The organism is Stenotrophomonas sp. STEN063, assembly GCF_056854515.1.
This window is the reverse complement of record NZ_JBXFWF010000013.1, coordinates 12,437-38,341: the sequence shown is the minus strand read 5'-3', so window position 1 is coordinate 38,341 and position 25,905 is coordinate 12,437. Positions and strand designations below refer to the sequence as shown.

21 protein-coding genes, 1 tRNA gene and 1 pseudogene are annotated in these 25,905 nt (G+C 63.7%); 13 read left to right on the top strand and 10 right to left on the bottom strand.

All coding sequences use genetic code 11. The features are described from left to right. Window positions 1–168: 168 nt before the first annotated feature. Together AC1VWL_RS05465 and AC1VWL_RS05460 are read left to right on the top strand one after the other, a co-directional pair. Window positions 169–1,011: a class I SAM-dependent methyltransferase gene (locus AC1VWL_RS05465; RefSeq protein ID WP_482986034.1), complete on the top strand. Its 843-nt coding sequence runs from the start codon at window positions 169–171 to the stop codon at window positions 1,009–1,011. A gap of 181 nt (window positions 1,012–1,192) precedes the next feature. Next, a complete protein-coding gene (locus AC1VWL_RS05460) occupies window positions 1,193–1,834 on the top strand; it encodes a CDGSH iron-sulfur domain-containing protein (RefSeq protein WP_482986033.1) in 642 nt (213 codons plus the stop codon). Between the two features lie 135 nt (window positions 1,835–1,969). Here AC1VWL_RS05460 and AC1VWL_RS05455 read toward each other — a convergent pair whose 3' ends face one another. The 6 genes and pseudogenes from AC1VWL_RS05455 to AC1VWL_RS05430 form a co-directional block, all read right to left on the bottom strand. Continuing rightward, complete coding sequence (locus tag AC1VWL_RS05455) at window positions 1,970–3,235, bottom strand: serine hydrolase domain-containing protein (protein WP_482986032.1); 1,266 nt, start codon at window positions 3,233–3,235, stop codon at window positions 1,970–1,972. Window positions 3,236–3,417: 182 nt separating this feature from the next. Next, entirely contained in the window at window positions 3,418–5,715 is a 2,298-nt protein-coding gene (locus AC1VWL_RS05450; protein WP_482986031.1) for a TonB-dependent hemoglobin/transferrin/lactoferrin family receptor, read from the bottom strand. Window positions 5,716–5,872: 157 nt separating this feature from the next. Continuing rightward, window positions 5,873–6,721 carry an EF-hand domain-containing protein gene (locus AC1VWL_RS05445; protein ID WP_482986030.1) on the bottom strand — a complete coding sequence of 283 codons (849 nt, stop codon included), beginning with the start codon at window positions 6,719–6,721 and terminating at the stop codon, window positions 5,873–5,875. Window positions 6,722–6,747: 26 nt separating this feature from the next. Continuing rightward, the gene (locus AC1VWL_RS05440) at window positions 6,748–7,542 is read right to left on the bottom strand and encodes a DUF4198 domain-containing protein (protein ID WP_482986029.1); all 795 of its coding nucleotides are present in this window, start codon (window positions 7,540–7,542) and stop codon (window positions 6,748–6,750) included. Window positions 7,543–7,881: 339 nt separating this feature from the next. Beyond that, window positions 7,882–8,277: a TetR family transcriptional regulator C-terminal domain-containing protein gene (locus AC1VWL_RS05435; RefSeq protein WP_482986052.1), complete on the bottom strand. Its 396-nt coding sequence runs from the start codon at window positions 8,275–8,277 to the stop codon at window positions 7,882–7,884. Window positions 8,278–8,370: 93 nt separating this feature from the next. Further along, window positions 8,371–8,526: pseudogene (locus AC1VWL_RS05430) on the bottom strand (TetR family transcriptional regulator); the annotation flags it as partial. A gap of 136 nt (window positions 8,527–8,662) precedes the next feature. On the opposite strand from AC1VWL_RS05430, the gene AC1VWL_RS05425 reads away from it, so the two are divergent. Then, window positions 8,663–10,924, top strand: a complete 2,262-nt coding sequence (locus tag AC1VWL_RS05425) for a TonB-dependent receptor (protein WP_482986028.1) — start codon at window positions 8,663–8,665, stop codon at window positions 10,922–10,924. A 17-nt stretch (window positions 10,925–10,941) separates the two neighbouring features. Next, window positions 10,942–11,838, top strand: a complete 897-nt coding sequence (locus AC1VWL_RS05420) for a tyrosine-protein phosphatase (RefSeq protein WP_482986027.1) — start codon at window positions 10,942–10,944, stop codon at window positions 11,836–11,838. Between the two features lie 327 nt (window positions 11,839–12,165). On the opposite strand, the gene AC1VWL_RS05415 is transcribed toward AC1VWL_RS05420, so the two are convergent. From AC1VWL_RS05415 to dtd, 3 genes are all read right to left on the bottom strand, one after another. Then, window positions 12,166–12,241 (bottom strand) — tRNA-Ile (locus tag AC1VWL_RS05415). A gap of 231 nt (window positions 12,242–12,472) precedes the next feature. Further along, entirely contained in the window at window positions 12,473–14,320 is a 1,848-nt protein-coding gene (rpoD, locus tag AC1VWL_RS05410; RefSeq protein ID WP_303747752.1) for an RNA polymerase sigma factor RpoD, read from the bottom strand. 93 nt (window positions 14,321–14,413) lie between these two features. Beyond that, window positions 14,414–14,854, bottom strand: a complete 441-nt coding sequence (dtd, locus tag AC1VWL_RS05405) for a D-aminoacyl-tRNA deacylase (RefSeq protein ID WP_282268068.1) — start codon at window positions 14,852–14,854, stop codon at window positions 14,414–14,416. 63 nt (window positions 14,855–14,917) lie between these two features. Here dtd and AC1VWL_RS05400 point away from each other — a divergent pair, with 63 nt between their 5' ends. The 4 genes from AC1VWL_RS05400 to AC1VWL_RS05385 all read left to right on the top strand — a co-directional run bounded on the left by AC1VWL_RS05400 (window position 14,918) and on the right by AC1VWL_RS05385 (window position 19,255). Then, window positions 14,918–15,838, top strand: a complete 921-nt coding sequence (locus AC1VWL_RS05400) for a lauroyl acyltransferase (protein WP_481533676.1) — start codon at window positions 14,918–14,920, stop codon at window positions 15,836–15,838. A 74-nt stretch (window positions 15,839–15,912) separates the two neighbouring features. Next, window positions 15,913–17,034 carry a GTP cyclohydrolase II RibA gene (gene ribA / locus AC1VWL_RS05395; RefSeq protein WP_481533675.1) on the top strand — a complete coding sequence of 374 codons (1,122 nt, stop codon included), beginning with the start codon at window positions 15,913–15,915 and terminating at the stop codon, window positions 17,032–17,034. Between the two features lie 203 nt (window positions 17,035–17,237). Then, window positions 17,238–17,744, top strand: a complete 507-nt coding sequence (locus AC1VWL_RS05390; RefSeq protein ID WP_481533674.1) for a PH domain-containing protein — start codon at window positions 17,238–17,240, stop codon at window positions 17,742–17,744. Continuing rightward, the gene (locus tag AC1VWL_RS05385; RefSeq protein WP_481533673.1) at window positions 17,741–19,255 is read left to right on the top strand and encodes a PH domain-containing protein; all 1,515 of its coding nucleotides are present in this window, start codon (window positions 17,741–17,743) and stop codon (window positions 19,253–19,255) included. The genes AC1VWL_RS05390 and AC1VWL_RS05385 overlap by 4 nt, the downstream gene beginning before the upstream one ends. Window positions 19,256–19,539: 284 nt before the next feature. Here the strand turns inward: AC1VWL_RS05385 and AC1VWL_RS05380 are convergent, their stop codons facing one another. Continuing rightward, window positions 19,540–20,571: a CDP-glycerol glycerophosphotransferase family protein gene (locus AC1VWL_RS05380; protein ID WP_482986026.1), complete on the bottom strand. Its 1,032-nt coding sequence runs from the start codon at window positions 20,569–20,571 to the stop codon at window positions 19,540–19,542. Window positions 20,572–20,672: 101 nt separating this feature from the next. Between AC1VWL_RS05380 and AC1VWL_RS05375 the strand changes: the two genes are divergently transcribed. The 5 genes from AC1VWL_RS05375 (at window position 20,673) to AC1VWL_RS05355 (ending at window position 25,882) form a co-directional block, all read left to right on the top strand. Beyond that, window positions 20,673–21,509: a glycosyltransferase family 2 protein gene (locus AC1VWL_RS05375; RefSeq protein ID WP_482986025.1), complete on the top strand. Its 837-nt coding sequence runs from the start codon at window positions 20,673–20,675 to the stop codon at window positions 21,507–21,509. Between the two features lie 195 nt (window positions 21,510–21,704). After that, window positions 21,705–22,994, top strand: coding sequence for an O-antigen ligase family protein (locus tag AC1VWL_RS05370; RefSeq protein WP_482986024.1), 1,290 nt, complete (start codon window positions 21,705–21,707; stop codon window positions 22,992–22,994). Next, on the top strand, window positions 22,991–23,905 hold the full coding sequence (locus AC1VWL_RS05365) for a glycosyltransferase family 2 protein (protein ID WP_482986023.1): 915 nt from the start codon (window positions 22,991–22,993) through the stop codon (window positions 23,903–23,905). The genes AC1VWL_RS05370 and AC1VWL_RS05365 overlap by 4 nt, the downstream gene beginning before the upstream one ends. A gap of 115 nt (window positions 23,906–24,020) precedes the next feature. After that, complete coding sequence (locus tag AC1VWL_RS05360) at window positions 24,021–24,968, top strand: UDP-glucuronic acid decarboxylase family protein (RefSeq protein WP_296248604.1); 948 nt, start codon at window positions 24,021–24,023, stop codon at window positions 24,966–24,968. Next, a complete protein-coding gene (locus AC1VWL_RS05355) occupies window positions 24,965–25,882 on the top strand; it encodes a glycosyltransferase family 2 protein (protein ID WP_482986022.1) in 918 nt (305 codons plus the stop codon). Before AC1VWL_RS05360 ends, AC1VWL_RS05355 begins: the two co-directional genes overlap by 4 nt. The last annotated feature ends 23 nt before the right edge of the window (window positions 25,883–25,905 follow it).

Genomic DNA, 25,905 nt, shown 5'->3' with positions numbered 1-25,905 from the left:
CTACCCCTCCCCAGCCCTCCCCTTGCCTGCGGCAAAGGGAGGGAGCTTCTGCCCCCTCCCTTTTGCGGAGCAAAGGGGAGGGCTGGGGAGGGGTGCTCTTCGCGAAGAACCAAACCCCCAAAATCCACCCTGCGGTAGCATTCCCTCCCCCGCATCAGCTTCGTACCCATGCCCCACTACACCGGCCCGCTGCTCACCCGCCCGCTGCTCGAGCAGCTACAGAGCGCCCTGAAGAAGGGCAGCAGCGAGCTCAGCGCCTCGCTCGACCTGGGCCGCCGCCAGGAAACCATCGGCCTCAACGCCGACAGCTGGCAGTACAAGGGCCAGCATTACCCGTGGCCGGCCAAGCTCAAGGACCGCACCATCTACTACTGGGATGGCGAGGAGTTCAGCGCCGCCTCGCGCTTCGGCAGCGGCCTGTACAAGCTGGTGCCCACCGACTGGGGCATCCCCACCTTCGAGATTGACGGCATCAAGATGCTGGTCAGTGCACAGATCTCGCCGCTGGACGACGCCCGCCGCAAGGTGGCGCTGGTGGAGCCCCGCGGCAAGCAGCTGCTCGATACCTGCGGCGGCATGGGGTACTTCGCGGCCTGCTGCCTGGATGAAGGCGTGGCCCGCATCCGTTCGTTCGAGAAGAGCACGGAAGTGCTGTGGCTGCGCACCCTGAACCCGTGGTCACCGGATCCGGATGATGAACACGCAGGTGGCCGCCTGCAGTTGAACCATGGTGATGTGTCGAAGGAAATCGAAACCATCGCCGATGCCTCGATGGACGCCGTCCTGCACGACCCTCCGCGCTTCGGCATTGCCGGCGAGCTGTATTCACAGGTGTTCTACGACCACCTCGCCCGCGTGCTGCGCAAAGGCGGCCGTCTGTTCCATTACACCGGCGCCCCCAACAAGCTCACCAGCGGCCGTGACGTACCCCGCGAAGTCGCCACCCGCCTGCAGAAGGCCGGCTTCAAAGCTGAGCTGGCGCTGGATGGCGTACTGGCAGTGCGCAAATAACCCGCTTCTGTGGGAGCGGCGCAAGCCGCGAAGCTCGTACCCCATCACGCCCCGGTCCAACGGCGGTTTCATCGACCCCAGCTTCGCGGCTCACGCCGCTCCCACAAAAAAGATGTTGCTGTATACGCCCCGCCTTCACCTCTTCCGCGCGACACTGCGCACTCCGAAGCGGAGGCAGCCCATGGCAACCGAAACCGTACGCGGCAAAACCGTCACCATCCATTTCGACGGTGAACGATGCATCCACTCACGCAACTGCGTACTCAGCCATCCGGATGTGTTCGTGCCCAATGTGGTCGGCGAATGGATCCATCCCGATGCGGTCGCCCCGGAAGAAGTGGCGCTGATCGCACGCAACTGCCCCTCCGGCGCCATCCGCTACGAATACAACGACGGCAGCCACAGCGAACCTGCGCCGGTGGTCAACCTGGTGCATATCCGTGAGAACGGCCCACTCGCCTTCAATGCTCCCCTGCTGATCGCCGGCAAGGACGAAGGCATGCGCGCCACGCTATGCCGCTGCGGCGAATCGCATAACAAACCCTTCTGCGATCACCGACATGTCGAGTGCGGCTTCATCGCCACCGGTGAACCGGTAGAGAAAAAGTCCGAAGCACTGCCACAACGCGATGGCCCGCTGCAGGTGAACCCCACCAGAAACGGCCCGCTGCACGTCATCGGCAATCTCGAAGTGGTCAGCGGCACCGGCCGCACCATCGAGCGCCTCAGCGAAACCTGGCTATGCCGCTGTGGTCATTCCAACAACAAGCCCTTCTGCGATGGCAGCCACAAGAAGGTTGGGTTTCAAGCTGATGGTGAGTAGCTCGCCGCATCAACCTGAGCCACGCGAGTCATCCAGGAACGTCGAGTCATGCACTGAATTGGAGTGCTTGCATCACCCGCAGCCAGGCGCTTCCCCGCCAGAACTGTTGTTGCCAGTCAGGTCACGAAGGATCAGTCAAAGATCGTAGGAAAGCAGGTCATAGCCCGTCGCCGCGCGCACCACCCGCTGATGCACGAACGAGCCACTGCCGCCGTTGGTCAGCACCACGATGCCTCGCCTGCGCTGCGCGTCACCAATGGCGAAATTCTTGAAGATGCCGCTGTTGCTGCCGGAGTGGTAGAACACCGGGCCATCACGGGTCTGCTCGGTGTTCCAACCCAGTCCTTTCTCGGTCCAGCGGCCCGGCAAGCTTATCTGCGGCGTGAGCATGGCTTGACGCGCAGCCTCGCTGATCTCCCACGACGCGCGTTGCCGGCCCGCCATCATCAAACTGAGGAAGGTCGCATAGTCCTGCACCGTCGTACGCAGGCTTGCTGCTGCGTTGGCGAGGATATCGCCAGGCCACATCACCAGGCCCGGTGGCGCCAGCTTCAACACTTCCGGCATCGCACGTTCGGCATCTTCATATTTCCACGCAGACAGCGGCTTACCCCAGCGATCCGCAACCTGCTGGGCGACGCCCCATTGGTCGCGAAGGACTTGCCTTGGCATTCCGCCATCAACATGGTCATGCGCGGGATGACCATAAACCGAGCGTCCCGCCAGATCCGGGCTCCATGTATAGCTGCTGTCCTTCATGCCAGCCGGACCAAACAGATGCACCTGCATCGACTCATCCAGGCTCTGGCCGGTGATTGCTTCAACCACCAGCTGCAGCCAGACGAAGGCCTCACCCGAATAGTTGATACGCGTACCAGGCTTGACCATCGGCACCAGTTTCTCGGTTGCTGGCGACTTGCGCCAATCGGGCAGACCCGTCGTATGCCGCAGCACATCGCGCGCGGTGACCAGCGCAATCCACGGATGATCGCCGAGATAGTCCGGCCGGCGGTAACCCACCAAGGGAACATCAAGATCGATGCGTCCCTGCTCCACCAGCTGCATCACCAGGTAGGCGAACATCGGTTTGCTGAGCGACGCATCCTCGAACACCGTGCGCGCATCCACAGGCGTGCGTGTCTGGGCGTTGGCAAGGCCAAAGCCACGACTCCATGCCACAGCACCCTCGTCAACCACGGCGATGCCAACGCCCGGAACCGCGAATGCCTGCATGATCCGCGGCAACTCGGCGAGGAAGGTATCGTCCGGAATCCAGCTACCGCTGGCGGTGCTCTTGCACGGGCCAGCCAGCGCTTGCGCCGAAGGCAACGCGGCGAGCATGCCCAGGCTTGCGGAGTAGGTGATGAATCGACGACGACCTGGATCTGTGCGAATCGGCATTGCCAGCAGCCTCCGGTGCGGATTGCTGAGCTTAGCCGGTGTTCCGGGCGCGTTGGGCAAAACATCTGGACGCGTTGTCGCCTGCATGCAGATCCACACCGGCCCCCAAAAGAACAACAGCGCGGAGCCTGCGCTCCACGCTGTTGTTCCAGGGGCAAGGGACTGGTCACAGCCCCCGTGACTCAGAACGAATACGCCACCGTGACGCGAGCGTTGCGACCCGGCTCGCTGTAACGGCCGATGCCGTCATCGTTGACGTAGCCGTACAGGGTGTTGGTGCCCTTGTTGATCACCCGTACGCGCTGCCACAGGTAGTACTCGCGATCGGTCAGGTTGTAGAGGCCTGCGGTCAGTCGCAACTGCGAGGTGATGTTCCAGGTGCCGGTAAGATCCAGCACCGTGTAGCCATCGGCCTTGCCCGTCCATGCCGGCACCACCTGCGTGCCATTGGCCGATGTGGTGTAGGCATCGCTGGCGCTCTTGCCCCAGGCGTGGGTCAGGTTGGCGCTGACGTTCCACGACGGCGATGGCGCATAGCGCACGCCCAGCACCGCGCTGGCCGGCACGATGCTCTCCAGCGGATCACCATTGCGCTTCTCGCCCTTGCTGTACGCCGCCGCCACCCGCGACGACCACGCGTCGGCGATCTGCCAACGCCCTTCCAGCTCGGCGCCCTTCACCGTCACCTTGCCCGCATTGACCGGCATCGTGCTGTTGTAGCTGTACTGCACCGGACCGGTTGCCGTGGTGCGGTAGCCATTGGCATACGGCACCGCCGTGGTCACCGTTTCGATGAAGTTGTCGTACTGGTCGCGGAACACCGAGAACCCCAACTGCGCGCGATCGGTGGTCCAGCGGTAGCCCAGCTCGATGTTGAGGCTCTTCTCCGCATCCAGATCCGGGTTGGACATCGAGGTGTCGAGCTGGATGGCTGCACCGCTCACTGCATCGAACGCGGCACTGGCACTCGTCGGCGAGTACAGATCCGCCACGCTCGGTGCACGGAAGCCACGGCCAAGCTGCGCCCACAGCGCATGGTCTGGCAGGAAGCGGAACTCCGCCCCCAGCTGCCAGCTCGGCGCCGAGAAGCGAAGGTCACGCACGCTGCCGGTCTTGTCGACAAAAGTGCTGTCTACCTGCGGCGAGTAATCGTAGCGGTCATAGCGCAGGCCACCGCTGAGCTGCAGGCGTTCCTCGAACAGGCTCAGGCTGTCGCGCACGTACAGGTTCCAGGAGCGGGCATCGGTCTTGGGCACCTGGCGCGGATCATGCTCCACGCTTGCGATGTCACCGGCCGCATTCCAACGGGTATCCACCGCGGTGTAGTCGATATCGCGCTGCTGCCAGGCCAGGCCGTAGCCGATGTCATGCCGCACCGTGCCTTCCACCACCTTGCTGAAATCCAATGCTGCGCGATCCAGGGTCTGCTCGGTGGCGCGGTCTTCGCTGCGCTTGCAGGGAGCACCACCACCCGGGCAGCCGCTGCCGGCCAGAATTCGGGTAACGCCGCGACTGTCGGTGATCTGGCGGTCCAGCTGCGCATCAAGGGTGTCGAACAGGGCATTGCCTGCACGCCACTGCCAGGTCACGCCATAGCGGTCACGGTCATTGCGATCGTCGCCCTTGCGCTCCAGGTAGCCCGGCGCGTAGACGCGGGAAAGATTGTCGACCTCGTTGTGGGCGCGGCCGCGCTCGTACATGAAGCCCAGCGTGTGTGCGTCCGACAACTGCAGATCAACCTTGCCCAGCAGGTTGTCACGCGTGCTGTCGACCGGATCCGGCGTGCGTCGACCGACACCGATGCGGTCCACCGTACTGTCGTACCAGCTTTCGCTTTCATGGCCTTCGCGGCGGGTATAGACCAGCATCGACTCGACGATGCCGGTGCGGTTGGCGAAGCTCAGCGTGCCCATGGTCTCGTCGTTGGAGCCGCTGTAGCCGAACTTCACCCCGACATGGGTGTCGTTGCCTTCGGGCTTGAGGTAGTCCGCCGGGTCCTTGGTGGTGAACACCACCGCGCCGCCGAGCGCACCGCTGCCGGAGGTGATCGAATCAGCACCCTTGACCACCTGCAGACTCTTCAGCGTATCGATGTCCACATCGCCGCGGCCGCTGCGGAAGAACTCGTAGGAGCGCGCCGTCTCCACCGATTCGGCCAGGCTCAGACCATCGACAGTGATCGCCACGCGGTCGCTTTCCAGGCCACGGATGTTGAAGCCGTTGTCACCGAAGCGGCCCATGTCGACCACGCTCACACCCGGGATGTAGCGGATGGCCTCTTCCATGTTGTTGGCCATCTCGGCATCGAGATCGGCGGCGCTGAGCACGGTCACGTTCTGGTTGCGCGACTTGCTCTTCTTTGCCCGTTCGGCCTCGACCCGGACGGTGTCCAGGTTCGAGGCATCCGGCGCTTCGGCACGGGCGACGCCGGACAGGCTGGCCAGCACGGCCAGCGCGAGCACGGATACAGCTGCATTCATCAGAGATCTCCACAGAAAGGTAATGGCGGGGACTACGCCGTTCCTGGCTGCTCGATCACATGGACCATGCCGGCTGGGGGGCACCGGCGCCACACTGGCGCCGTGTCATTGCAGAAACTGGGGTGACCGGTCGCAAGCCGCGACCGGTAGGCGCGGCTCAACGGTTGCCGTTGGCCGAATGTGCACCGGCAACCGGCTCTGGATCGCGTGCGTCAACGATGCCATCGCGATTGCTGTCAGCGCGGTCGAACAGGCGCTTGCCGGACACCTGGTACTCGGCAAAGGTCATGCGGCCATCCTTGTCGGTATCCAGCGAATCGAAACGCACGCCGGCCTGGCGGCTTGCCGCGCCGCGAACCTTGCTGCGTTGTGCATCCAGCCGACCTTCAAACTCCGCGGTGTATTCGGCCAGGTCCAGCACGCCATCGCGATTGGTGTCGGCAACGGCGAAGGTCGCGTTACGTGCAGCGTCGAATTCGGCACGCTCCACCAGTCCATCGCCGTTGCGGTCGTACAGCTCCAGCATGCCGTTGGCGGTGTGCGAGGTCGGCATCTTCAGCGGATCGCGGTTGTCACTAGCAGCGGTCTCCTGCGTCGCGTCCTGACTCTTCTCGTAGCCGGCCCAGGTACGCTCACCGGCGGCATCGAACTCGGCCCGGCTGATGCTGCCGTTCTTGTCGCGGTCCAGCGCCTTGAAACGGGTATCGGTCTGACGCAGGTGGCCGGCACGCGCGTCGGCCAGCCGAACATCAAAGCGCTGCAGGTATTCGTCTATGTACTCCTGGCGATCGACGTGCCCGTCATTGTTCGCATCGGTGGCGTCATAACGCTGCCGACGGAACTGCTCGAAGGCTTCCCAGCTCACTGCTCCGGTCTTGTCCGGATCGAACTGGGCCAGGAAGGCGGTAACTGTCGGCGATACCACGGGCGGCGCGGCGGCCTGCGCCGAGGCAAGCGGGGCCAGCACCGCTGCCAGCATCGTGGTAACAGCAAAGGAGGTTTTCATCGGGGATATCCCTGTTGGAAAGCGGCTTAGGGTTCGAGCACGCGGAAGCTGAGCGTGTAGTTGTTGCCGTACTCCGGCGCTGCGGCCCCAGCCGGTGCCGGTCCGCGGTAGCGGATCAGGGCCAGGTAGGCGCCCGCTTGCTGCAAGGCGAACGAGGCCTTGCCAGCGGCGTCTGTCGTCAACTCGACTGGAGCCGGCTGGATCTCGTCATCACCACGCGCGGCGTGGATTTCAACCTTCTGTGCCGGCAACGGCTTGCCGTCGTAATGCACCTCGAAGACGAACTGCTCACCGACATACAGGTCCGATGGGTGGGTCACCGGCACCAGTTCCAGGCCCTTGCCGTAGGGCGCCAAGGCCTGACGGGTCGGCTCGCCGGCGGTCAGGTAGACCTCCGAGCGCGACAGGCTCTGGTAATGCGAGAGCACGGTGGCACCGGCCGGCAGTGGCTTGGCCGGATCACGGCTGCTCTCCTTGCGACCATCCACTTCCCAGGTGCGGAACACGGCGCCAAGGCGGTTGCCGGTAGAGAAGCGGTACGTGCCCTTCTTGCCCGGCAGGGTCTGTTCGACCACGGCGCGGGTCTTCAGTCGCTGCACCACATCGGGCGCATGCTGCACGCCATCGGGATCGGTGACGACGAATTCGCTGTTGTCGAACACGACTTCGGGCACGAAGAAATGCTCGGCGAAGCTGGCATCCAGGGTAACCGTGCTGGTCGGCTGCACCTTGAAGGTGGCCGGAGCGAGGTACGGCGTATGCGCCTGGGCAGGCAATACCGCAGCGGCCAGCAACAGGCTGGCCAAAGGACGGAAGTTCATCGACGGGTCTCATGGAGGGACCGGCGCGACGCCGGCGGCCGATACGTTAAGTCAATTGCGAATGATTCGCAATACGATTCGTTGAAATTGATGACCCTTTGCCCGCTTGGTGCACGGCAAAGGGCGCGCCGCAGCCACTCGACGCAGGATCCGCCTGCCCAGGCATACCACTACGCTACCGGCGCCTTCTTCAATCAGGAAACCCACGGAATCAGCACTACTGGTCTGGCAAGCGACGTCGCTTGGCCAATGCAGCGGACCTGTCCGGAACGGATTCCAGCCGTTTACTGAGCCGGCACGTTGGGCGCGACTCCGCGTGCCCTTTTGGGGGTTTCCCTTCTACTCGGGTAGCGCCTGTGAGATCGCCGCAGTGAGTACGCCTCTCAGGGTATCTGCCTGCAGATCCGGATCGCGCACCGCGCGCATCGCCAGGCCTTCCACCAACGCCCTCAGCAACAGCACGCGTTGCTGGACTGCCGCTTCGTCCGATGCACGGCCACGCTCCTGATCGTGACGCCGCAACCACTGTGCGATGGCCTCGCCTATCTGCTTGTCGTGATTGCGCACTACCTCGGCAATGACCGGATCACGATGCGCCTCTGCATTGATCTGCGCGAACAGCACCACGCTGGCGATCGTGCTGCCGCGCGTTTCCAGGGTCTCGCCACGCGCCCAATGCTGGTAGCAGACCAGCAAGTTCTCGACCAGATCCGCCGGTCTCGGAGGATGCCGCATGGCCTCCTGGTCATGCGCGAGCTGCCGCTCGATCAAGGCCAGAATCAATGTGCGTTTGTTATCAAAGTAGCGGTACATCAGCCCCTGGCTGATGTTCGCCTCGGCCGCGATTTCGCTGATCGATCCTGCGTGGAAACCGCGTCCGATGAAGCACTGCTGGGCAGCATCCAGGATCCGTTGACGTTGCGCTTCGGCGTGTGATCTGGCGGCTTCGTCGGCAGATGGGGACAGGACTTTATTGGGCGGCATCGCATGCTGGGAGACGTGAAGTGTCCGAATGGTACGTCAGTCACGCGTGAATGAACGGTCATTCATTTGTAATTTCAGCCGCCCAGAATCCGCCCGGTCTTCCACTCCCCCGCGAACGGATCCGATGCGCCCCGCCATGAAGCACCCCCACCTGCTCGCTCTCGCCATAGCGGCAGCCCTGCCCCAGCTGGCCGTAGCCAACGACGCCGAAAGCGCGGATAGCGGCAGCCGCGATGTGGTTTCGCTGGACCAGATCGTCATCACCGCACAGAAGCGGGCTACCAACCTGCAGGAGACCCCGATTTCGGTCTCGGTCGTCGATGCCGAGGCCTTGAAGGACCGCAGCGCGATATCGATCGGCAGCCTGTCGGACGGCTCCATTCCCTCACTGCGCGTTACCCCGTTCGCCACCCGCAGTTCGGCGCTGAACATAGGCATACGCGGCATCGGTGCTTCCGGCGACGCCAACCAGCCCGCCCGCGATGCAGGTGTCGGCATCTATGTCGATGGCGTGTTCATGGGCCGTGCCCAGGGCCTGGGCAGCATGCTGTACGACGTGGAGCGCATCGAAGTCCTGAAGGGACCGCAAGGCACCCTGTTCGGCCGCAACACCGAAGGCGGTGCGGTCAGCATCGTCACCAAGCAACCGCTGGGAGAATTCGGTGGCAGCGTCAACGCCGGCGTCTCCAACTACAGCGGCCAGAACACTGGCCTGCACCTGGACCTGCCCAAGCTGGGCGACGTCAGCTTCAAGATCGATGCGGTGCAGGCCAAGCGCGGCGGCACCACCGACAACGCCATGCGCGGCGAGCGCGACTTCAACAGCTACGACAAGCGCGGCGCGCGCGTCAGCGCGCTATGGCAGCCCAGCGACAGCTTCTCCGCGCTGTACGCGTTTGACCGCTCCTACGATGCGACCACGCCGTACCACGTGCAGATGCTGGTTCCCGGCCCGGCGGTGAGCCCCCTCCAGAGTGCCGGCGCCAGCAAAGACCGCCGCAGCCGTTCGATCCTGGGCGGCCCGCAGGAAGACAACATCGGCCGCACCAGTGGCCATCTGCTCAATCTGGGCTGGACCCTGAGCGACACCCTCGAACTGAAATCGATCAGCTCCTACCGCGAGCTCACCCAGGGCCAGTTCGACATGGGCCTGGTGGATGCCACATCCGCTTATGGTGGTCCGAATACGCTGTTCGGGCGATACAGCTTGGCGCAGGTCTACCAGCACCAGTACAGCCAGGAGTTGCAGCTGATCGGCAACACCTCACAGATCGAGTTCCTCGCCGGCGCGTTCTACTACCACGAGACCGCCGGGGACAACGCACAGACACCAAACATGCTGCGCTGGGGAGCGGATGGCAACAGCTACACCGTGAACCCGGCAACCAACCCGCTCGACCTTTCCAAGGTCCGCATCGATCGTGCCAGCAAAGCGTGGACGGACAGCCTCGGTTTCTTTGGCCAGGCCACCTGGACACCGGCATCGCTGGAACGCCTGCACCTCACTGCTGGCGGCCGCTACACCCAGGATGACAAGAAGGGCCAACTGCACACGGTCAATGGTGTCGCCACGCAGCTGCGTTTCGATGACTCGTGGAGCCGCTTCGACCCGATGGTCAACATCGCGTATGACTTAACCGACAGCGCAATGGTGTACGCCAAGTACAGCACCGGCTTCAAAGCCGGCGGCGCCAACTCACGCTCCACCACCTACACCGCTTTCGATCCCGAAGAAGTCACTGCCTTCGAACTCGGCTTCAAATCGCAGTTCTGGCAAAACCGTGCGCGCCTGAACCTGGCCCTGTTTGATTCGAAGATCGAACACAAGCAGATGGATTTCTCGCTGCCGTTCGACCCCAATAGTGGCGAGACACGCACCACCATGGTCACCACCAACGCACTGACCAACGGAAAGTCACGTGGCGCCGAATTGGAATTCAGCGTGATGCCGCTGGACAACCTGACCCTTGGCCTGAACTACGCATACACCAAGATCGATGCACAGACCGCCGTCGATCCATTCGGCGCAGGTGTCGAAGTCACGGTCAAACCGCTGTTGGCACCGAAGAACGCCGGCAGCGCATCCATCGACTACCTGCTGCCGTTCGCCAACTTCTCGGCACTCAAGTTCCACCTCGACGGCAACTGGTCCGATGGCTACTACACCAGCGAGTACGACCAGATGCTCACCGACAGCTCGTTCGTGGTGAATGCCCGCGTCGCGCTGGTGGACGTGCCGTTGAACACCACCGGCTCGACCATCGCCTTCTCGCTGTGGGCGCGCAACCTGCTGGACGAGGAACACCTGTTCTACAAGCTCAACAGCAGCGCCTTGGGGCAGACCGGCATCTTCAACGATCCGCGCACCTATGGCTTCGACGTTACCGTCAATTTCTAATCCTTGGAGACCCCCTGATGAAAACGCGAAGCACCCCGATCGCACTCGCCCTGGCCCTGCTCGCTCCGGTGCTCGGCACCGGCGCCGTCGCCCATGCCGATACACCCGCCGCGGCCACCGCTACGCGCAGCGGCAACACACAGCCGCTTGCCGATGACGCACAACGCGTCATGGCGCTGCAGGGTGCATGGAATGTGCGCTCCTTCGCTGGCCTGCAAGGCAGCCGTGGTCCGATTCCCGCCAATGCGTTCATCCGCACGGCAGATCTTGGGCGACTGACCGGCGCCGATCGCGACGCCCTTGCCGCCGCCGGCGTGACGCTGGACATCGATCTGCGCACGGCCGATGAGCAAACCCAGTCACCTGACCTGCTGGCCAGCGACGACCGCTTCGACTACCAGCGCATCTCGCTGATGGGTACGGAGAAGATGGATCTGCCGAAAATGATGAAGTCGTTCCCCGACTCCCTGGGCGAAGCCTATGTGCAATGGCTCGGCCACAGCCAACCGCAGTTCAAGCAGGTGTTCCAGCGCATCGCGGCCGAGAAAGACGGCACGGTGCTGTTCCACTGCACGGCGGGCAAGGACCGTACCGGCATCATCGCCGGCCTGTTGCTGAACCTGGCCGGCGTTGCCGATGGCGACATCGTGCACAACTACGCGATCTCCGCGCACTACCTGGAAGGGCAACCCAAGGACAGTGCGATGAACGCGCAGATGATGGAACTCATCCGCCAGAACCCGGAGATCGGCAGGAAGATGGCGGGCATGGCAGGTACTGCGCCGGAGAACATGGAGATGTTTCTCTCCGCATTACAGCAGCAGTACGGCGGTGCTGAGGGCTATCTGAAATCCATCGGCATCAGCGATGCAGAGATCCAGCAGCTCAAAGCACGCCTGGGCCAGGCAGGCTGACGTCCCGTCTTGTTGCCGCAACGGCTCAACGGACCACGCAACGTTGAGAACGGCCCAACAAACAGGATTCGAGAAGTAAGTGACGGGGCCGGCTCTTATGCTGGTCCCGTCCTATGCGGATCATTCAGAGGTCTTCGTTCGGCAGCTTGCACTCGATATCCGAGCCGCGAGCTCGCTCGCTGACGTTGGCTCATGTCGGAAGTACAAGCTGGGATTGCCGCGGAAGTCTGCGCAGTTCGCTCCAGCAGTACGGGCACCAGCCAGGCACCAGCCAATTCCCCGGATGCATGCATTGCAGGAAAAAACACCGCAACGCATTGAATTACGTGGTGGGCCCACCAGGATTCGAACCTGGAACCAAAGGATTATGAGTCCTCTGCTCTAACCGTTGAGCTATAGGCCCTTAGCGACGACACAGTGTAGTGGAGCTTGCAGCGTGCGACTACTTCCCTGTGTCTGCTTTTGATGTGCGCGTGTTGCGCACAGCGCAACGCCCGCGCATGGCGGCACTACTGGCCAGGTCCTGGCGGTGATTCCAACCCGATCCATCGCCATCCGCGCAAAGAAAAACCCCGCCAAGGCGGGGTTTTTCATTCCAGCGCTTACGCGCCAGCAATCACTTTCAAGCCACCACTCACTCGATGTCGAGGAAGCTGCGCAGCTGCTCCGAACGGCTCGGGTGACGCAGCTTGCGCAGCGCCTTGGCCTCGATCTGGCGGATACGCTCGCGGGTCACGTCGAACTGCTTGCCCACTTCTTCCAGCGTGTGATCGGTGTTCATGTCGATGCCGAAGCGCATACGCAGCACCTTGGCTTCCCTCGGGGTGAGGCCAGCCAGCACGTCACGCACGGTTTCCGACAAGTTGATGTTGGTGGTGTTCTCGATCGGGGACTCCACGTTGGTGTCCTCGATGAAGTCGCCCAGATGCGAATCCTCGTCGTCGCCGATCGGGGTTTCCATCGAGATCGGCTCCTTGGCGATCTTCATCACCTTTCGGATCTTGTCTTCCGGCATGTCCATTTCCTTGGCCAGCTCCTCCGGCGTGGCCTCGCGGCCGTACTGCTGGAGCATCTGGCGGGAAATGCGGTTCAACTTGTTGATCGTCTCGATCATGTGCACCGGGATACGGATGGTGCGGGCCTGGTCGGCGATCGAACGGGTGATCGCCTGGCGGATCCACCAGGTGGCATAGGTCGAGAACTTGTAACCACGACGGTATTCGAACTTGTCGACGGCCTTCATCAGGCCGATGTTGCCCTCCTGGATCAGGTCCAGGAACTGCAGGCCGCGGTTGGTGTACTTCTTGGCGATGGAGATGACAAGGCGCAGGTTGGCCTCGACCATTTCCTTCTTGGCCTTGCGCGCCTTGGCTTCGCCGTAGGCCATGACGCGGCTGATTTCCTTCAGCTCGTCCAGGCTCAGCTGGGTGTCCTTCTCAAGGTCGATGGTCGCCTGCTGTTCGGCAACGATCTGGTCCTTGACGTCACGCAGGGCCGACGACCACTTCTGCTTACGCTTGATGGCGTCTTCCACCCACTCCAGATTCGTCTGGTTGCCTTCCCACGAACGGATGAAATCCTTACGCGGCATACGGGCAGTGATGGTGGCCAGGTGCAGCACGCGGCGCTCCTGCGACTTGACCTGGGCCATGGTGTCGCGCAGCAGGCGCACCAGCACGTCGGTCAGCGGCAGCGGCAGCTTCAGGGTCACGAACGTGGCCGAGATCTCCTCGCGCAGCTTGGCCTGGGCCTTGACGTCGCCCTTGGCGTGGGCCTTCTTGAACTTGGCCATGTCGGCGGCCAGCTGCTCCATGCGGGCAGCCACTTCCACCGGGTCCGGACCGGTCGGGCCGGCTTCTTCCTCGACGTCGTCGCCGTCATCATCTTCGTCGCCGTCTGCGTCAGCGTCGTCGCTGGTGTCTTCGGCAACGGCCGGTGCCGGCGCTTCCTCGACCAGGTCGTTGAAGCCGACGATCACTTCGGCCAGGCGCTTCTTGCCTTCCTTGTGCAGTTCGTAATCGGCCAGCACCGACTCAACGGCCAGCGGGAAGGTGCCCAGTGCAGCCTGCACCTGGCCCAGGCCTTCTTCGATGCGCTTGGCGATGGCGATTTCGCCTTCGCGGGTCAGCAGCTCGACCGTACCCATTTCGCGCATGTACATGCGCACCGGGTCGGTGGTGCGGCCACCTTCGGTGTCGAGTGCGGTAAGTGCAGCAGCAGCTTCTTCAGCGGCGGTATCATCGACTTCACGGTTGCCGGTGTTGCCGTCGCTGAGCATCAGCGTGTCGGCGTCGGGGGCAACTTCGTGGACATCGATGCCCATGCCGGTGATCAGGCCGATGATGTCTTCGATCTGCTCCGGATCGACCATGTCGTCGGGCAGATGATCGTTAACTTCGGCGTAGGTCAGGTAGCCCTGTTCCAGGCCCTTGCTGATCAGAAGCTTGATGTCGTTTTGCTGGGCAGGACGTTCGTTGGCCATGTAATGCTCGCGCCACCGGCGATTGTGAAGATGGGAACCTAGCATTATACCAGCGCAGCATAGCGCTTGCCGGGGCGGTGGGTTCGCGGCGCGCTACGGTCTGAGCAGAAAGGTTACGGGCCCATCGTTGATCAGGCTGACAACCATATGGGCACCAAAGCGGCCAATTTCCACCCCTGGACTGTGTTTTTCACGGCAGATAGCCACCAAACGGTTGAAAAGCCGTTCAGCCTCGGCCGGCGGCGCGGCGCTGGTGAAGCTCGGGCGCATGCCTGAACGAGTATCGGCGGCCAGGGTGAACTGGCTGACCAGCAGCAGCCCACCACCGGTATCGCGCAAGGAACGGTTCATCTTGCCGGCATCGTCGGCGAAAACCCGGTAACCGAGCAGCCTGTCCGCCATCCGCGACAGCATCGCCTCATCGTCGCCCGGCTCCACCCCCACCAGGGCCAGCAGGCCAGGGCCGATCTGACCGACCACGGCATCGTCGACGGTGACCGAGGCCTGGGTGACACGTTGGATCAGGCAAAGCATTGGCAGCTCCTGCTGTGGGGCCGGGCACCATAGCACCGGGCGCCAGCGGCTAAACTTGCGGGAATGAAACCGCAATCCACCGCCAAGCTCTATTACCGCCTCGCCCGTGCCCTGACCCACCTGCCCTGGTCCTGGCAGCGGACCCTGGCCGACACGGTGGCCTGGCTGTGGCGCAGCATCAATGCCCGCGAAAGCCGGGTGACCCGCCGCAACCTGGAGCTGGTCTACCCGGAACTGGACCCCGCCCAGCGCGCGCGCCTGCACCGCGAGGTGCTGCGCACCACCGCCCGCCAGGCACTGGAAACCCTGTACCTGTGGACCCACGACCCTGCGCAGAACCTGTCCCGGCACCTGCGCGAACGCCACGGCCAACACCTGTATGACGCCGCGCTGGCGTCGGGCAAGGGGGTGATCGTGATTGCCCCGCACTACGGCAACTGGGAGCTGTTGAACCAGTGGCTGGCCTCGCGCGGGCCGATCGCCATCGTCTATGCACCGCCGGAGAACCCGGTCGGCGATGAATTCCTGCAGCTATGCCGCGGCGGCGACAACGTGCGCCAGGTTCGCGCCGAAGGCCCGGCCGTGCGCCAGTTGTTCAAGGTACTCAAGGAAGGCGGCGCCACCGGCATCCTGCCCGACCAGCAACCCAAGAACGGCGACGGTGTGTTCGTGCCGTTCTTCGGCATGCAGGCGCTGACCATGACCCTGGTCAATCGCCTGGCCGAACGTACCGGCGCCACCCTCCTGTACGGCTGGTGCGAACGCACCGGACCCAACCTGGATTTCGCCCTGCACATCGAACCGGCCGAAGCCCAGATCGCCGACCCGGATCTGCAACTGGCCGCCGCTACCCTCAATGCCGGCATCGAACGCATCGCCCGCCGCGATCCTGCGCAGTACCAGTGGACCTACAAGCGCTACACACTGCGGCCGCCGGGCAGCGGCGAGCACGACCCTTACGCCACTGCCCGTCACCCGCACTGAACCTGCTGCTGCAACACTGCGTCACCCGTGCCGCTCGATTGATTCGACAGCCAACGGCCCCCATAAGGTTTCAAATGAACAGCCCCGTTTCTGCCAGCCCGTCCTACTTCGGCCAGACCGCCGCCATCCGCTGCGAGCGTGCCGCCGCCGAACTCCGTGCGGGCCGCCCGGTAGTGATCAGCGATGGCCGGCAACGGCTGGCCAGCATTGCCCTGGACAGCAGCTCGCCGGAAGGCTACGCCGCCTTCGCCGAGGCCGCGCAAGGCCGCCACTACCTGTTCCTGAGCGCAGCGCGCGCGCAGACCCTGGGCATCAACGCTGCCAACGGCATCCATCTGCCATTGGCTGATCGCGCGTTTGCCGAACTGCCTGCACTGGCCTACCTGCGCGATGCGGTCGCGCCGGCTGATGCGCAAGCCAATGGCAATGCGCTGGATGCAGCCACGGTGGAAGTGGCGCGTTTGGGCTTGCTGTTGCCGGCCATGATCTCGGTGGAACTGGACGCGGCAGGCAGCCCGTTCGATGACTGCCTGCAGCTGGACACCACCGCCCTGTACGAAGGTGCTGGCCAGGCCGGCCAGGACTACGAACTGGTGACGCGCTCGCCGGTGCCACTGCGTGACGTTGGCATGAGCGAATTCGCCGTGTTCCGTGGCGGTGTGGCGCAGCGCGACCAGGTTGCGGTGATCGTCGGCAATCCGGACATGAGCGGCATCGTGCCGGTACGCGTGCATTCGTCCTGCCTCACCGGCGACCTGTTCGGCTCGCTCAAATGCGATTGCGGTGACCAGCTGCGACGCGGCCTGCGCACGCTGAAAGAACTGGGCGGCGGCATTCTGCTGTATCTGGACCAGGAAGGCCGCGGCACCGGCATCGCCGCCAAGATGCGTGCCTACGGCTACCAGCACGAAGGTCTGGACACCATCGACGCCGATGCCCAACTGGGCTTCGGTGCCGACGAGCGACGTTATGGCAGCGCGGTGGCCATGCTGCGCGCGCTGGGCGTGCAGCGCATCCAGCTGCTGACCAACAACCCCACCAAGGTGCAGCACCTGCGCAAGGCCGGCATCGAAGTCGTTGGCTGCGTGCCGGTGACCGGCGAGATCACCCACGAAAACGAGCAGTACCTGCGCACCAAGGCCGCACGTGCCGGCCACCACCTGGATGTAGATGCGCTGATCATGGCAGCGCAGTAAGCGTTTTGGTTTTCTGTAGGAGCGGCGTCAGCCGCGAAGCCAAAGATACATCCGGCGCCCACAATAACGCCCCACCTTGAAACTGCGAGTGCAGGCCTTTCGGTGGCCTGCAGCCTCGGCAGCTTCGCGGCTGACGCCGCTCCTACAACAACCAGCGGCATCGCACCTACCGCTGTACGGTCCCGGCGTTATATCGTCTGCGCATGACTGAACCTCCTGCCTTCGATACGCCGCTGCCGGACGACATCCAGTGGCAACCATTGCCACCGCGCGGCGCGCTGTTCGCCGCCACCGGTTCGGCACTGAGCATGGCCCTGCTGTTTGGCGCCGCCAGCGTGGTGCTGGTGTTGGCTACCGACCAATCGAGCTGGTTGCTGATTCCCCTGGCTGCAGCCGCAGTGGGTGCACTGCTCGGCGCATGGTTCGGCTGGCGCCGGCATCGACTGACCTTCTGGCGGCTGGACGCGCAATCGCTCGGTGTACGCCGTGGCCATATGTGGCAGAGCGAAAGCCACGTGCCGGTATCGCGCGTGCAGCACCTGGACCTGCGTCGCGGCCCGCTGGAACGCATGGCAGGCCTGGCGACCCTGATCGTGCATACCGCCGGCACCCGCATGAACACCGTCGCCGTGGCCGGACTGGCGCACGCCGATGCAGAACGCCTGCGTGATCGCCTGGCGCGGCAGCTCGACCACGACGACGCGCTGTGAGCGAACTCCCGCCCCCCGTGCCCAGCGACGAGCAACGGCTGCATCCGTGGTCGTGGCTGTTCGCCCTGCAGCAGCAGGTGCAGCAGTTCCTGCTGCCGCTGGTTGCCTTGCTGGTGTTCGGCAGCCGCCGCGATGACGACCTGCCTTACCACCACTGGATCAGTGGCGCGATCGTGGTGGCGCTGGTCGCCAGCGCGGTGCTGCAATACCTGAGTTACCGCTACCGCATCGGCAACGATGCGCTCAGCATCCGTAGTGGCATCTTCGAGCGCACCCGTCGCGAGATTCCGTTCGCGCGCATCCACAATGTGGTCGTGCACCAGAACCTGCTGCACCGCCTGTTCGGCGTGGCCGAGCTGCGACTGGAATCGGCTGGCGGCGACAAGCCCGAAGCGGAAATGCGCGTGCTCAAGCTGGCACAGGCGCTGGAGCTGGAGCGGCTGATCCGCCAGGGCGGCAGCGAAGCAGCGCCAACCGGCGACCAAGCGGACACTCCCACCGATGGTGTACTGCTGAGCCTGTCGCTGTCCGAACTGGTGCGGCAGGGGCTTATTTCCAACCGCGCAATGGTCGTTGTGGCGGCGGCAATCGGTGCGGCCTACCAACTGTTCCCGCGCCGGACCACCTCCGATTTCATCGAAGAACAGGGCCGCCACGCCTTCGGCTATGCCAGCCAGCTGCAGCTGGGCACGCTGACCATGGTCGCTACCGGCCTGCTGCTGCTCGCCTTCGCGCTGGTCCTGATGCGGCTGCTCTCGGTGGGCTTGGCCATCGTGCAGTACTACGGCTTTCGCCTGAGCGAGGCCGACCGCCGCCTCACCGTCGAACGCGGTCTGTTCACCCGTGTGCGCAGCAGCGTGGCGCGCCGTCGCATCCAGGCCTGGACATTGCGCGAAGGCGCGTTGCATCGGCTGTTCAAGCGCCGCCAGCTACGCGTGGACATCGCCAGTGGCGGCCAGCAGCAGGAACAGGACGGGCGCGCGCTGAAGGAACTGGCACCGCTGGCAACGCCCGCTGCCTGCGACGGCCTGTTGCAGCACCTGCTACCGCAGCTGCAATGGCCGCCCACCCAATGGCTGCCGGTAAGCACCCGCGGCTGGTGGCGCTTGTGCCTGCCGGCGCTGCTATTGATGAGCCTGCTGTCTGCACTGCTGGTATACGAAACCGGCAGTGCATGGGGCCTGCTGCCGCTGCTCTGGCTGCCATGGTCGGCGCTGAAGGCGCACCGCCAGGTAAGCCGCATCGGCTACAACATCGACGCGCAGCGCGTGGCCATTCGTGGCGGCTGGTGGAACCGCTGGTGGCGGGTAGCCGAGCTGGACAAGTTGCAGGCCCTGCGACTGGATCGCTCACCGCTAGACCGGCGATTCGGCACCGCGACACTGACGCTGGATACCGCTGGCGCAGGTGGCGCGCCGGCCTTGCAGCTGCGCTTTCTGGAAGAAGCGCAGGCGCGTGCGCTGATGGCGCAGCTTGAGCGGGAGATGGTGCGGCGCAAGTTGCGCTGGTGATGGCAACGCGTTTTCCTCTCCCGCAAGAGAAGAGGGACTTGGAGCAGCCCCGTAGCCCGGGTAAGCGCAGTGCACCGGGGAGGCGGGAGGCGGGAGGCGGGAGGCGGGAGGCGGGCCAAAGTCTGGCAACGGAAAACCAGCTTCTCCAGAACCAGCATCAGGCGTGAAGCCAAATCACCGAATTGAGTCCTCTTCCCGGGTGCGCTGCGCTTACCCGGGCTACACCCATGTCGCTGCAACCTGACTTCACCCCCGGCATCGTGGCCAGGCGAAACTGCTGATCCTCAAACCCGCGCCGGGCCCCAATAACCAATGCGCTTGCGCAGCTTGATCTTGCGCCACCAGTTGCGCGGCTTGGGCTTGCGGTTGCGGCCGCCCTTGGCGATGAAATCATCGATCGCCTGCAGGATGCGCTCGCTGGACTGGCCATCGCGATAAGGGTGCAGCTGATCGGCAAACTGGCGCACCGCGGCCATCAACTCCGGCGGCCGCGACAAGGCGGTACGGATCGCACCCTCGAACTGTACGGGCTCATCGATGTCCAGCAGCTGCGGCCCGGGCCGGCGGTTCTTGAAGGTCACCACCGGCTTGTAGGTCAGCAGGAACTCATTGAGCGCCGAGGACGTGTCCGAGCACATCATGTCCACCTGCGGGAACAGGTCCAGGATGTTGTCGTCGTCTGCGAAGCGCAGATACGGGCCTTCCAGCGCGCGGTACTTGGCGGTGATTTCCGGGTCCATCTTCGGATGGAAGGTGACGATCCAGCGCCATTCGCCAGTCTGCGACAGCCGCTTGATCTCGTCGTACAGGATGCCGGCAGCGCTCCAGGACGGTGAGAAGGTGGAGTGGTACAGGATCACCGGTGGCTCGCGCACGGGATCGGGCTCGTCCTTGAGCTGGCTCATGAACGGGTCGATCTTCGGGAAGCCGGTTTCCACCACCGAAAAATGTCCGGTCTTTTGTGCCAGCTCGGAGAACGCGGCGGTATCACGCGGGCCGGTGGTGCAGTACAGGTCGAAGAAGCCACGGATATAGATGTGGCGCGGCTTGCCCGCGTCAAAGCCATGGAAGGTCTCGACCTTCACCCCGGGGAAGAAGTGCGGCACCGCGTTGGACGAGGTGATCACAGCACAGGGGTTCCACGCACGCACCTGCTCTACCGTCAACAAGGTCTCATCGGCGGTCAGATCACTGGCGCCGGGGCCATCGAAAAACCATGCCGCCTCATCACCACGTGCGCGGATCGCCGCCTGCAGCGGGCGGAGGATGGCCAGCGCATAGCGCTCGGACCCGTACAGCAGATAGTGGCGTGGCACGGTGGGGAACTCCTGAATATCCCGGATATGCCGAAATTATCGCATCGCCAGTGGAAGCCGTCGCTGCTAGGCTTTGCCCGATCCCCCGTGCCAGACCCCGCATGCCCAGCCCAAGCACCGCCCTGCCCGCCCAGCGCCCGCGCCTGTCGGCCTGCATCATCGCCTTCAACGAAGCCGACCGCATTGGCGACTGCCTGGCCTCGCTGGCGTTCTGCGACGAAATCGTGGTGGCCGACTCCTTCTCAAGCGACGCCACCGTCGCCGTGGCCGAAGCCGCTGGCGCCCGTGTGGTGCAACGTGCGTTCACCGGTTTCCGCAGCCAGAAGGCGTTCTGCGTGGAACAGGCCAGCCACGACTGGGTGCTGTGCCTGGACGCCGATGAGCGGGTCAACCCGGAACTGCGCGCGGCCATCGAGGCCGAGCGTGACGCCGGCTTCCCCCGTGCGGTCGGCTACCGTTTCGCGCGCTGCTCGGAGTACTTCGGCCGTTTCCTGCGCCATGGCACCGCCTATCCGGACCGCGTACTGCGCCTGTTCGACCGCCGCCACGGCGGCTGGCGCGGCGATCGCGAGATCCACGAAGCCGTCTCGCTGGACGGCCCGGCCGCCCTGCTCAAGGGCGACCTGCTGCACCACCCCTACCGCAGCTTCCTGCAACTGCTGGACAAGAAGCAGAAGTACGCGCGGATGATGGCCGAGCATGAGTTCGCCAAGGGCAAGCACGCCAGCCTGGGCAAGCTGATCATCGCCCCGAGCTGGCGCTTCATCCGCAGCTACGTGGTCAAGCGCGGCTTCTTGGATGGCTGGCCGGGCCTGATCGAGGCCTTCGTCAGCGCCAACTACGTGCGACAGAAGACCATCATGCTGTGGCTGCTGCAGAACGGGCAGCCGTTGGTGACGACATCAGCCAACACCGGCGTCGACAAACCGCTTGACTGAACGACTGCCGACCTTGCTGAACGTGCAGCAGCATGCACCATGAACACGTGATTGGGTTCGTTGAAGATGCAGGTTGGCACCGCTAGAATTCAACGTTCTACCGACTGAAAATCAGACTGGTTGCCCGGTGGCCGTTCTGCTGTCACTGCCACTTTCCCAGCGGCGTATCCACGCCCAACCGGTGTGATCCATCACGTGAATCAGTTGTCTGCGGTCCAATCTCCCCCGCTGTTACAGGCACTGCGCAGCCGGCTGCTGACGGCTGGCCAATGGTGCGCGGTGCTTACGCTGTTCGCTGCCCCCCTCAACAAGCCCGCCACCAACATCCTGCTGGGCTTGAGCCTGTTGTGTTCACTGGCTGGCGCGGACCTGGTTGCACGCTGGCGCGCCGCGCTACGTGAGCCAGTGGTCATCGGCTTCCTGGTCTGGTTCAGCGTTTTGTTCGCCAGCGCACTGCATGCATGGATTGGCTCAGACGCCCCTGCGTTTGGCGAAGCCTCGATGTGGGGCTGCCTGTACCCGTTGCTCATTGCCAGCCTGCTGCGCGATTCGCGCTGGCGCTGGCGTGCATTGGCAGCATTTGCTGTCGCCGCCGGGCTGGTGGTACTGATCTCCTACCTGATGCAGTTCGGCCTGGTACCACAGCGTGCGGTGGCTGAAATCCAGCCCTCCATGCGCAACACCGTCTTCAAGGAATACACACAGCAGGGGCTGGCCAGCCTGATCCTGATGTCGATGCTGGTGGCTGTGGCCTTCAACAGCAACGAGCGGGGTTTACGCATCGCTGCACTGATCGCAGCCGCTGTCGTACTGTGCAATGCGGTGCTGTTGATCCAGAGCCGCACCACCTACATCGTCCTGCTGCCACTGCTCGGCTATTGGATCTACCGACTGGTTGCGCACCGCTTCAGCGGCTGGCGCATGCTGATGGTCAGTGGCGGCCTGGTCATCGTCACCATCGGCGCGTTGTGGTCGACACCCAGCATCCGCGAACGCATGCTGAGCTCGATCACCGAGGAAGTGGACAGCTATCTGGTCGCCCAGGAGCCCACGTCCAGCGGCATCCGCCTGTGGCTGTGGCAGCAAACCCTGCCGATCATCGCCGATGCCCCGGTGTTCGGGCACGGCCTGAACCAGTGGGAGCCCATCTACATGGAGCAGATGCGCGCCATCCCGGGCTCGGAACCCTTCATTACGGGCCACCCGCACCAGGAAGCCCTGCTCATCCTGGCCGAGGAAGGCGTGGCTGGCCTGCTGGTATTCGCGGCCCTGCTGCTGGCATTTGCCGTCCATGTCAGCAAGCTGCGCGACCCTCAAAAAGGTATCTTTGCCAGCATCCTCATCATCTATGTGGCCGCCGGCCTGGCCAATGGACTCTGGAGCAACTTCACCCACCGCCATGTGTTCATGCTGCTGATGGCCAGCATCCCGCTGGGCAGCTTCCCTTGGCATGGCATCGGTAGAGCGCGCGAATCCACGCCATGAGCCGCTGTCCGCCGTTCGATGAGGTGACCATTGTCTGCGTCACCTACAACAGCTCGGCTCTTCTGGAGGCGATGGCAAGCACGCTCGCCCCGTTCCCGCATGTGGTCATCATCGACAACGGCAGCTGCGATGGCACTGCCACCCAGATCGCCGCACGCATTCCACATGCACGGCTGATCACCCGTACCAGCAACGCCGGTTTTGGCGCCGCCAACAACCAGGCAATGGCGACCGTGCAGACGCCGTTCGCCCTGTTGCTCAACCCGGATTGCGTCCTCGCCCCGGCCGACCTGCAATGCCTGCTGGACTGCATGCGCGACCACCCCCAGGCCGGCGTGGTTGGCCCGCAGAACTGGCGCAGCGAAACCGTTCCACAGATCTCGCACCGCCCGGCATTCTTCAGGCCGGGCACGAACAGTAGGTTCACGGTGCCGGACAAGGTCACCGCCGCCGAGTGGATTCACGGTTGTTGCCAGTTGCAGCGGACCAGTGCATTCCGGGAGATCGGCGGCTTCGACGAAGCCTTCTTCCTTTACTACGAAGACGATGACCTGTGCCTGCGGATGGCCAACGCCGGCCATCAATGCCTGCTGCAGCCGGCTGCACGCGCCTTCCACAAGGGCGGGGCTTCTTCGGCACCCAGCGTGCGCACCGACTTCATCAAGCGCTTCCACTATGCACGCTCACGCCAGATCGCCATACGCCGCTACATGGGCACTGGCGCAGGGCGGATGCATCTGGCCAAGCTGATGGCAGCTGCAGTGCCAGCGGTGCTGGTTTACAGCCTGCTGCTACGTCGGCGCGATGTAATCAAGTGGGCCGCATGGGGAGCGGCGGCATTTTCTGCTGCCTTGGGGTTGGACCTGGTGCCAGGGTGCGGCAAGCCCGCCACGCGCCCGATCAGCGGCTAGCACCTTTTCGCCCCCAATGCATCCCAACCAAGGACACAGATCGTGGCAGAATGTGCTGCCAGCTGGGCATTGAACGCCCATGCCCGCCTATCCTTCATCTTTTCGAGAGTTTTTCATGCAACGCGTCCTGGTCACAGGTGGTGCGGGGTTTCTTGGTTCCCATTTATGCGATCGACTGATCCAGCAGGGGCATGATGTCCTGTGCGTGGACAACTACTTCACCGGCAGCAAGCGCAATATCGCACACCTGCTGAACCTGCCCAATTTTGAGCTGATGCGCCACGACGTCACCTTCCCCCTGTATGTGGAAGTGCAACGCATCTTCAACCTCGCCTGCCCGGCCTCTCCCGTCCATTACCAGCACGACCCGGTACAGACCACCAAGACCTCGGTACACGGCGCGATCAACATGCTGGGCTTGGCCAAGCGTGTGAATGCACGCATCCTGCAAGCGTCCACCAGCGAAGTCTATGGCGACCCCGAAGTACACCCGCAGCAGGAAGGCTACTGGGGCCGGGTCAATCCGATCGGCATCCGCAGCTGCTATGACGAAGGCAAGCGCTGCGCCGAAACGCTGTTCTTCGACTACCACCGGCAGCACGCGCTGGACATCAAGGTCGTGCGTATCTTCAACACCTACGGCCCGCGCATGCATCCCAACGATGGCCGCGTGGTGAGCAACTTCATCGTGCAGGCCTTGCGCGGCGAAGACATCACCATTTTCGGAGATGGCAGCCAGACCCGTAGTTTCTGCTACGTGGATGATCTGATTGAAGCGATGCTGCGGACGATGGACACCGAGCGCGGCTTCACCGGGCCCATCAACATCGGCAATCCCGGCGAGTTCACCATGCTGGAGCTGGCCGAAATGGTCCTGCGCCTGGTCGGCGGTCGCTCGCGCCTGGTGTATCGCCCCCTGCCCTCGGATGATCCGCGCCAGCGCCAGCCGGACATCTCGCTGGCCCGTGAAAAACTGGGCTGGGAACCGAAGGTCGCATTGGAAGATGGCCTGAAGGAAACCATCGCCTACTTCCGCAAGCTGCTGGCCGAGGATAAGGCGTGACCACGTTCGCCGTCGTCATCACCAACTACAACTACGCCAATTTCGTCTGCGAGACGATCGACAGCGCGCTGGCCCAGACCCGGGCCGCCGCACAGATCCTGGTGGTGGACGACGGTTCAAGCGATGGCTCGCCGGAACTGCTGCGCCAGCGCTACGGTGACGATGCCCGGGTGACGCTGCTGTTTGGCGAGAACGAAGGCCAACTGGCCGCGTTTCAACGCGGCGTGGCCGCTGCCAACGCCGATGTGATCTGCTTCCTGGACGCCGATGACCGCTGGAAGCCGGAATACCTGGAAAAGATCGGCGCGGTGTATGACGCCCGTCGCGATATCGACTTCGTTTTCAGCGACCTGCAGACCTTCGGCATCGACAACCTGGACATCCGCTACGAAGACAGCCAGGAGCCCATCGACCTGGGCTATACCGCAATAAGCACCTATTTCCTGGTGCCTTGGTATGGCGCCCCCACTTCGGCACTGAGCCTGCGCCGGGCCTGGGCCGAGAACGTACTCGACCTTCCGCACAGCTTCCGACGCCAGTGGAAGCTGTGCGCTGATGCATGCGTGGTGCACGGTGCCAGCATCCTCGGCGCCCGCAAGTACTACCTGCCCACCGCCTGCGTGGAATATCGCACCCATGGCAACAACGGCTGGTGGGCAACCCGCCGTGAGCCGACAAGCTTGTACCGCAACGCGCTGCGCAACTACGGCATTGTTCGTGTATACGCCGCACGTAGTGGCTTGGACGATGGCTGCTGCAGCTTGGGCAAACAGGAGTACCGCACCAAACCCAAGCCCAGCCGCAAGGAACGGCACCGCTACGCCAGCATCGCGTTGCGCGGTGAAGCCCCCTGGTGGAAGCGCTATGAAAGAGCCATCAGCATCCTGTCCGGACGCCAGTCACGTCGCCGCTGAACAGCGGCGCCATGGCAACGGAT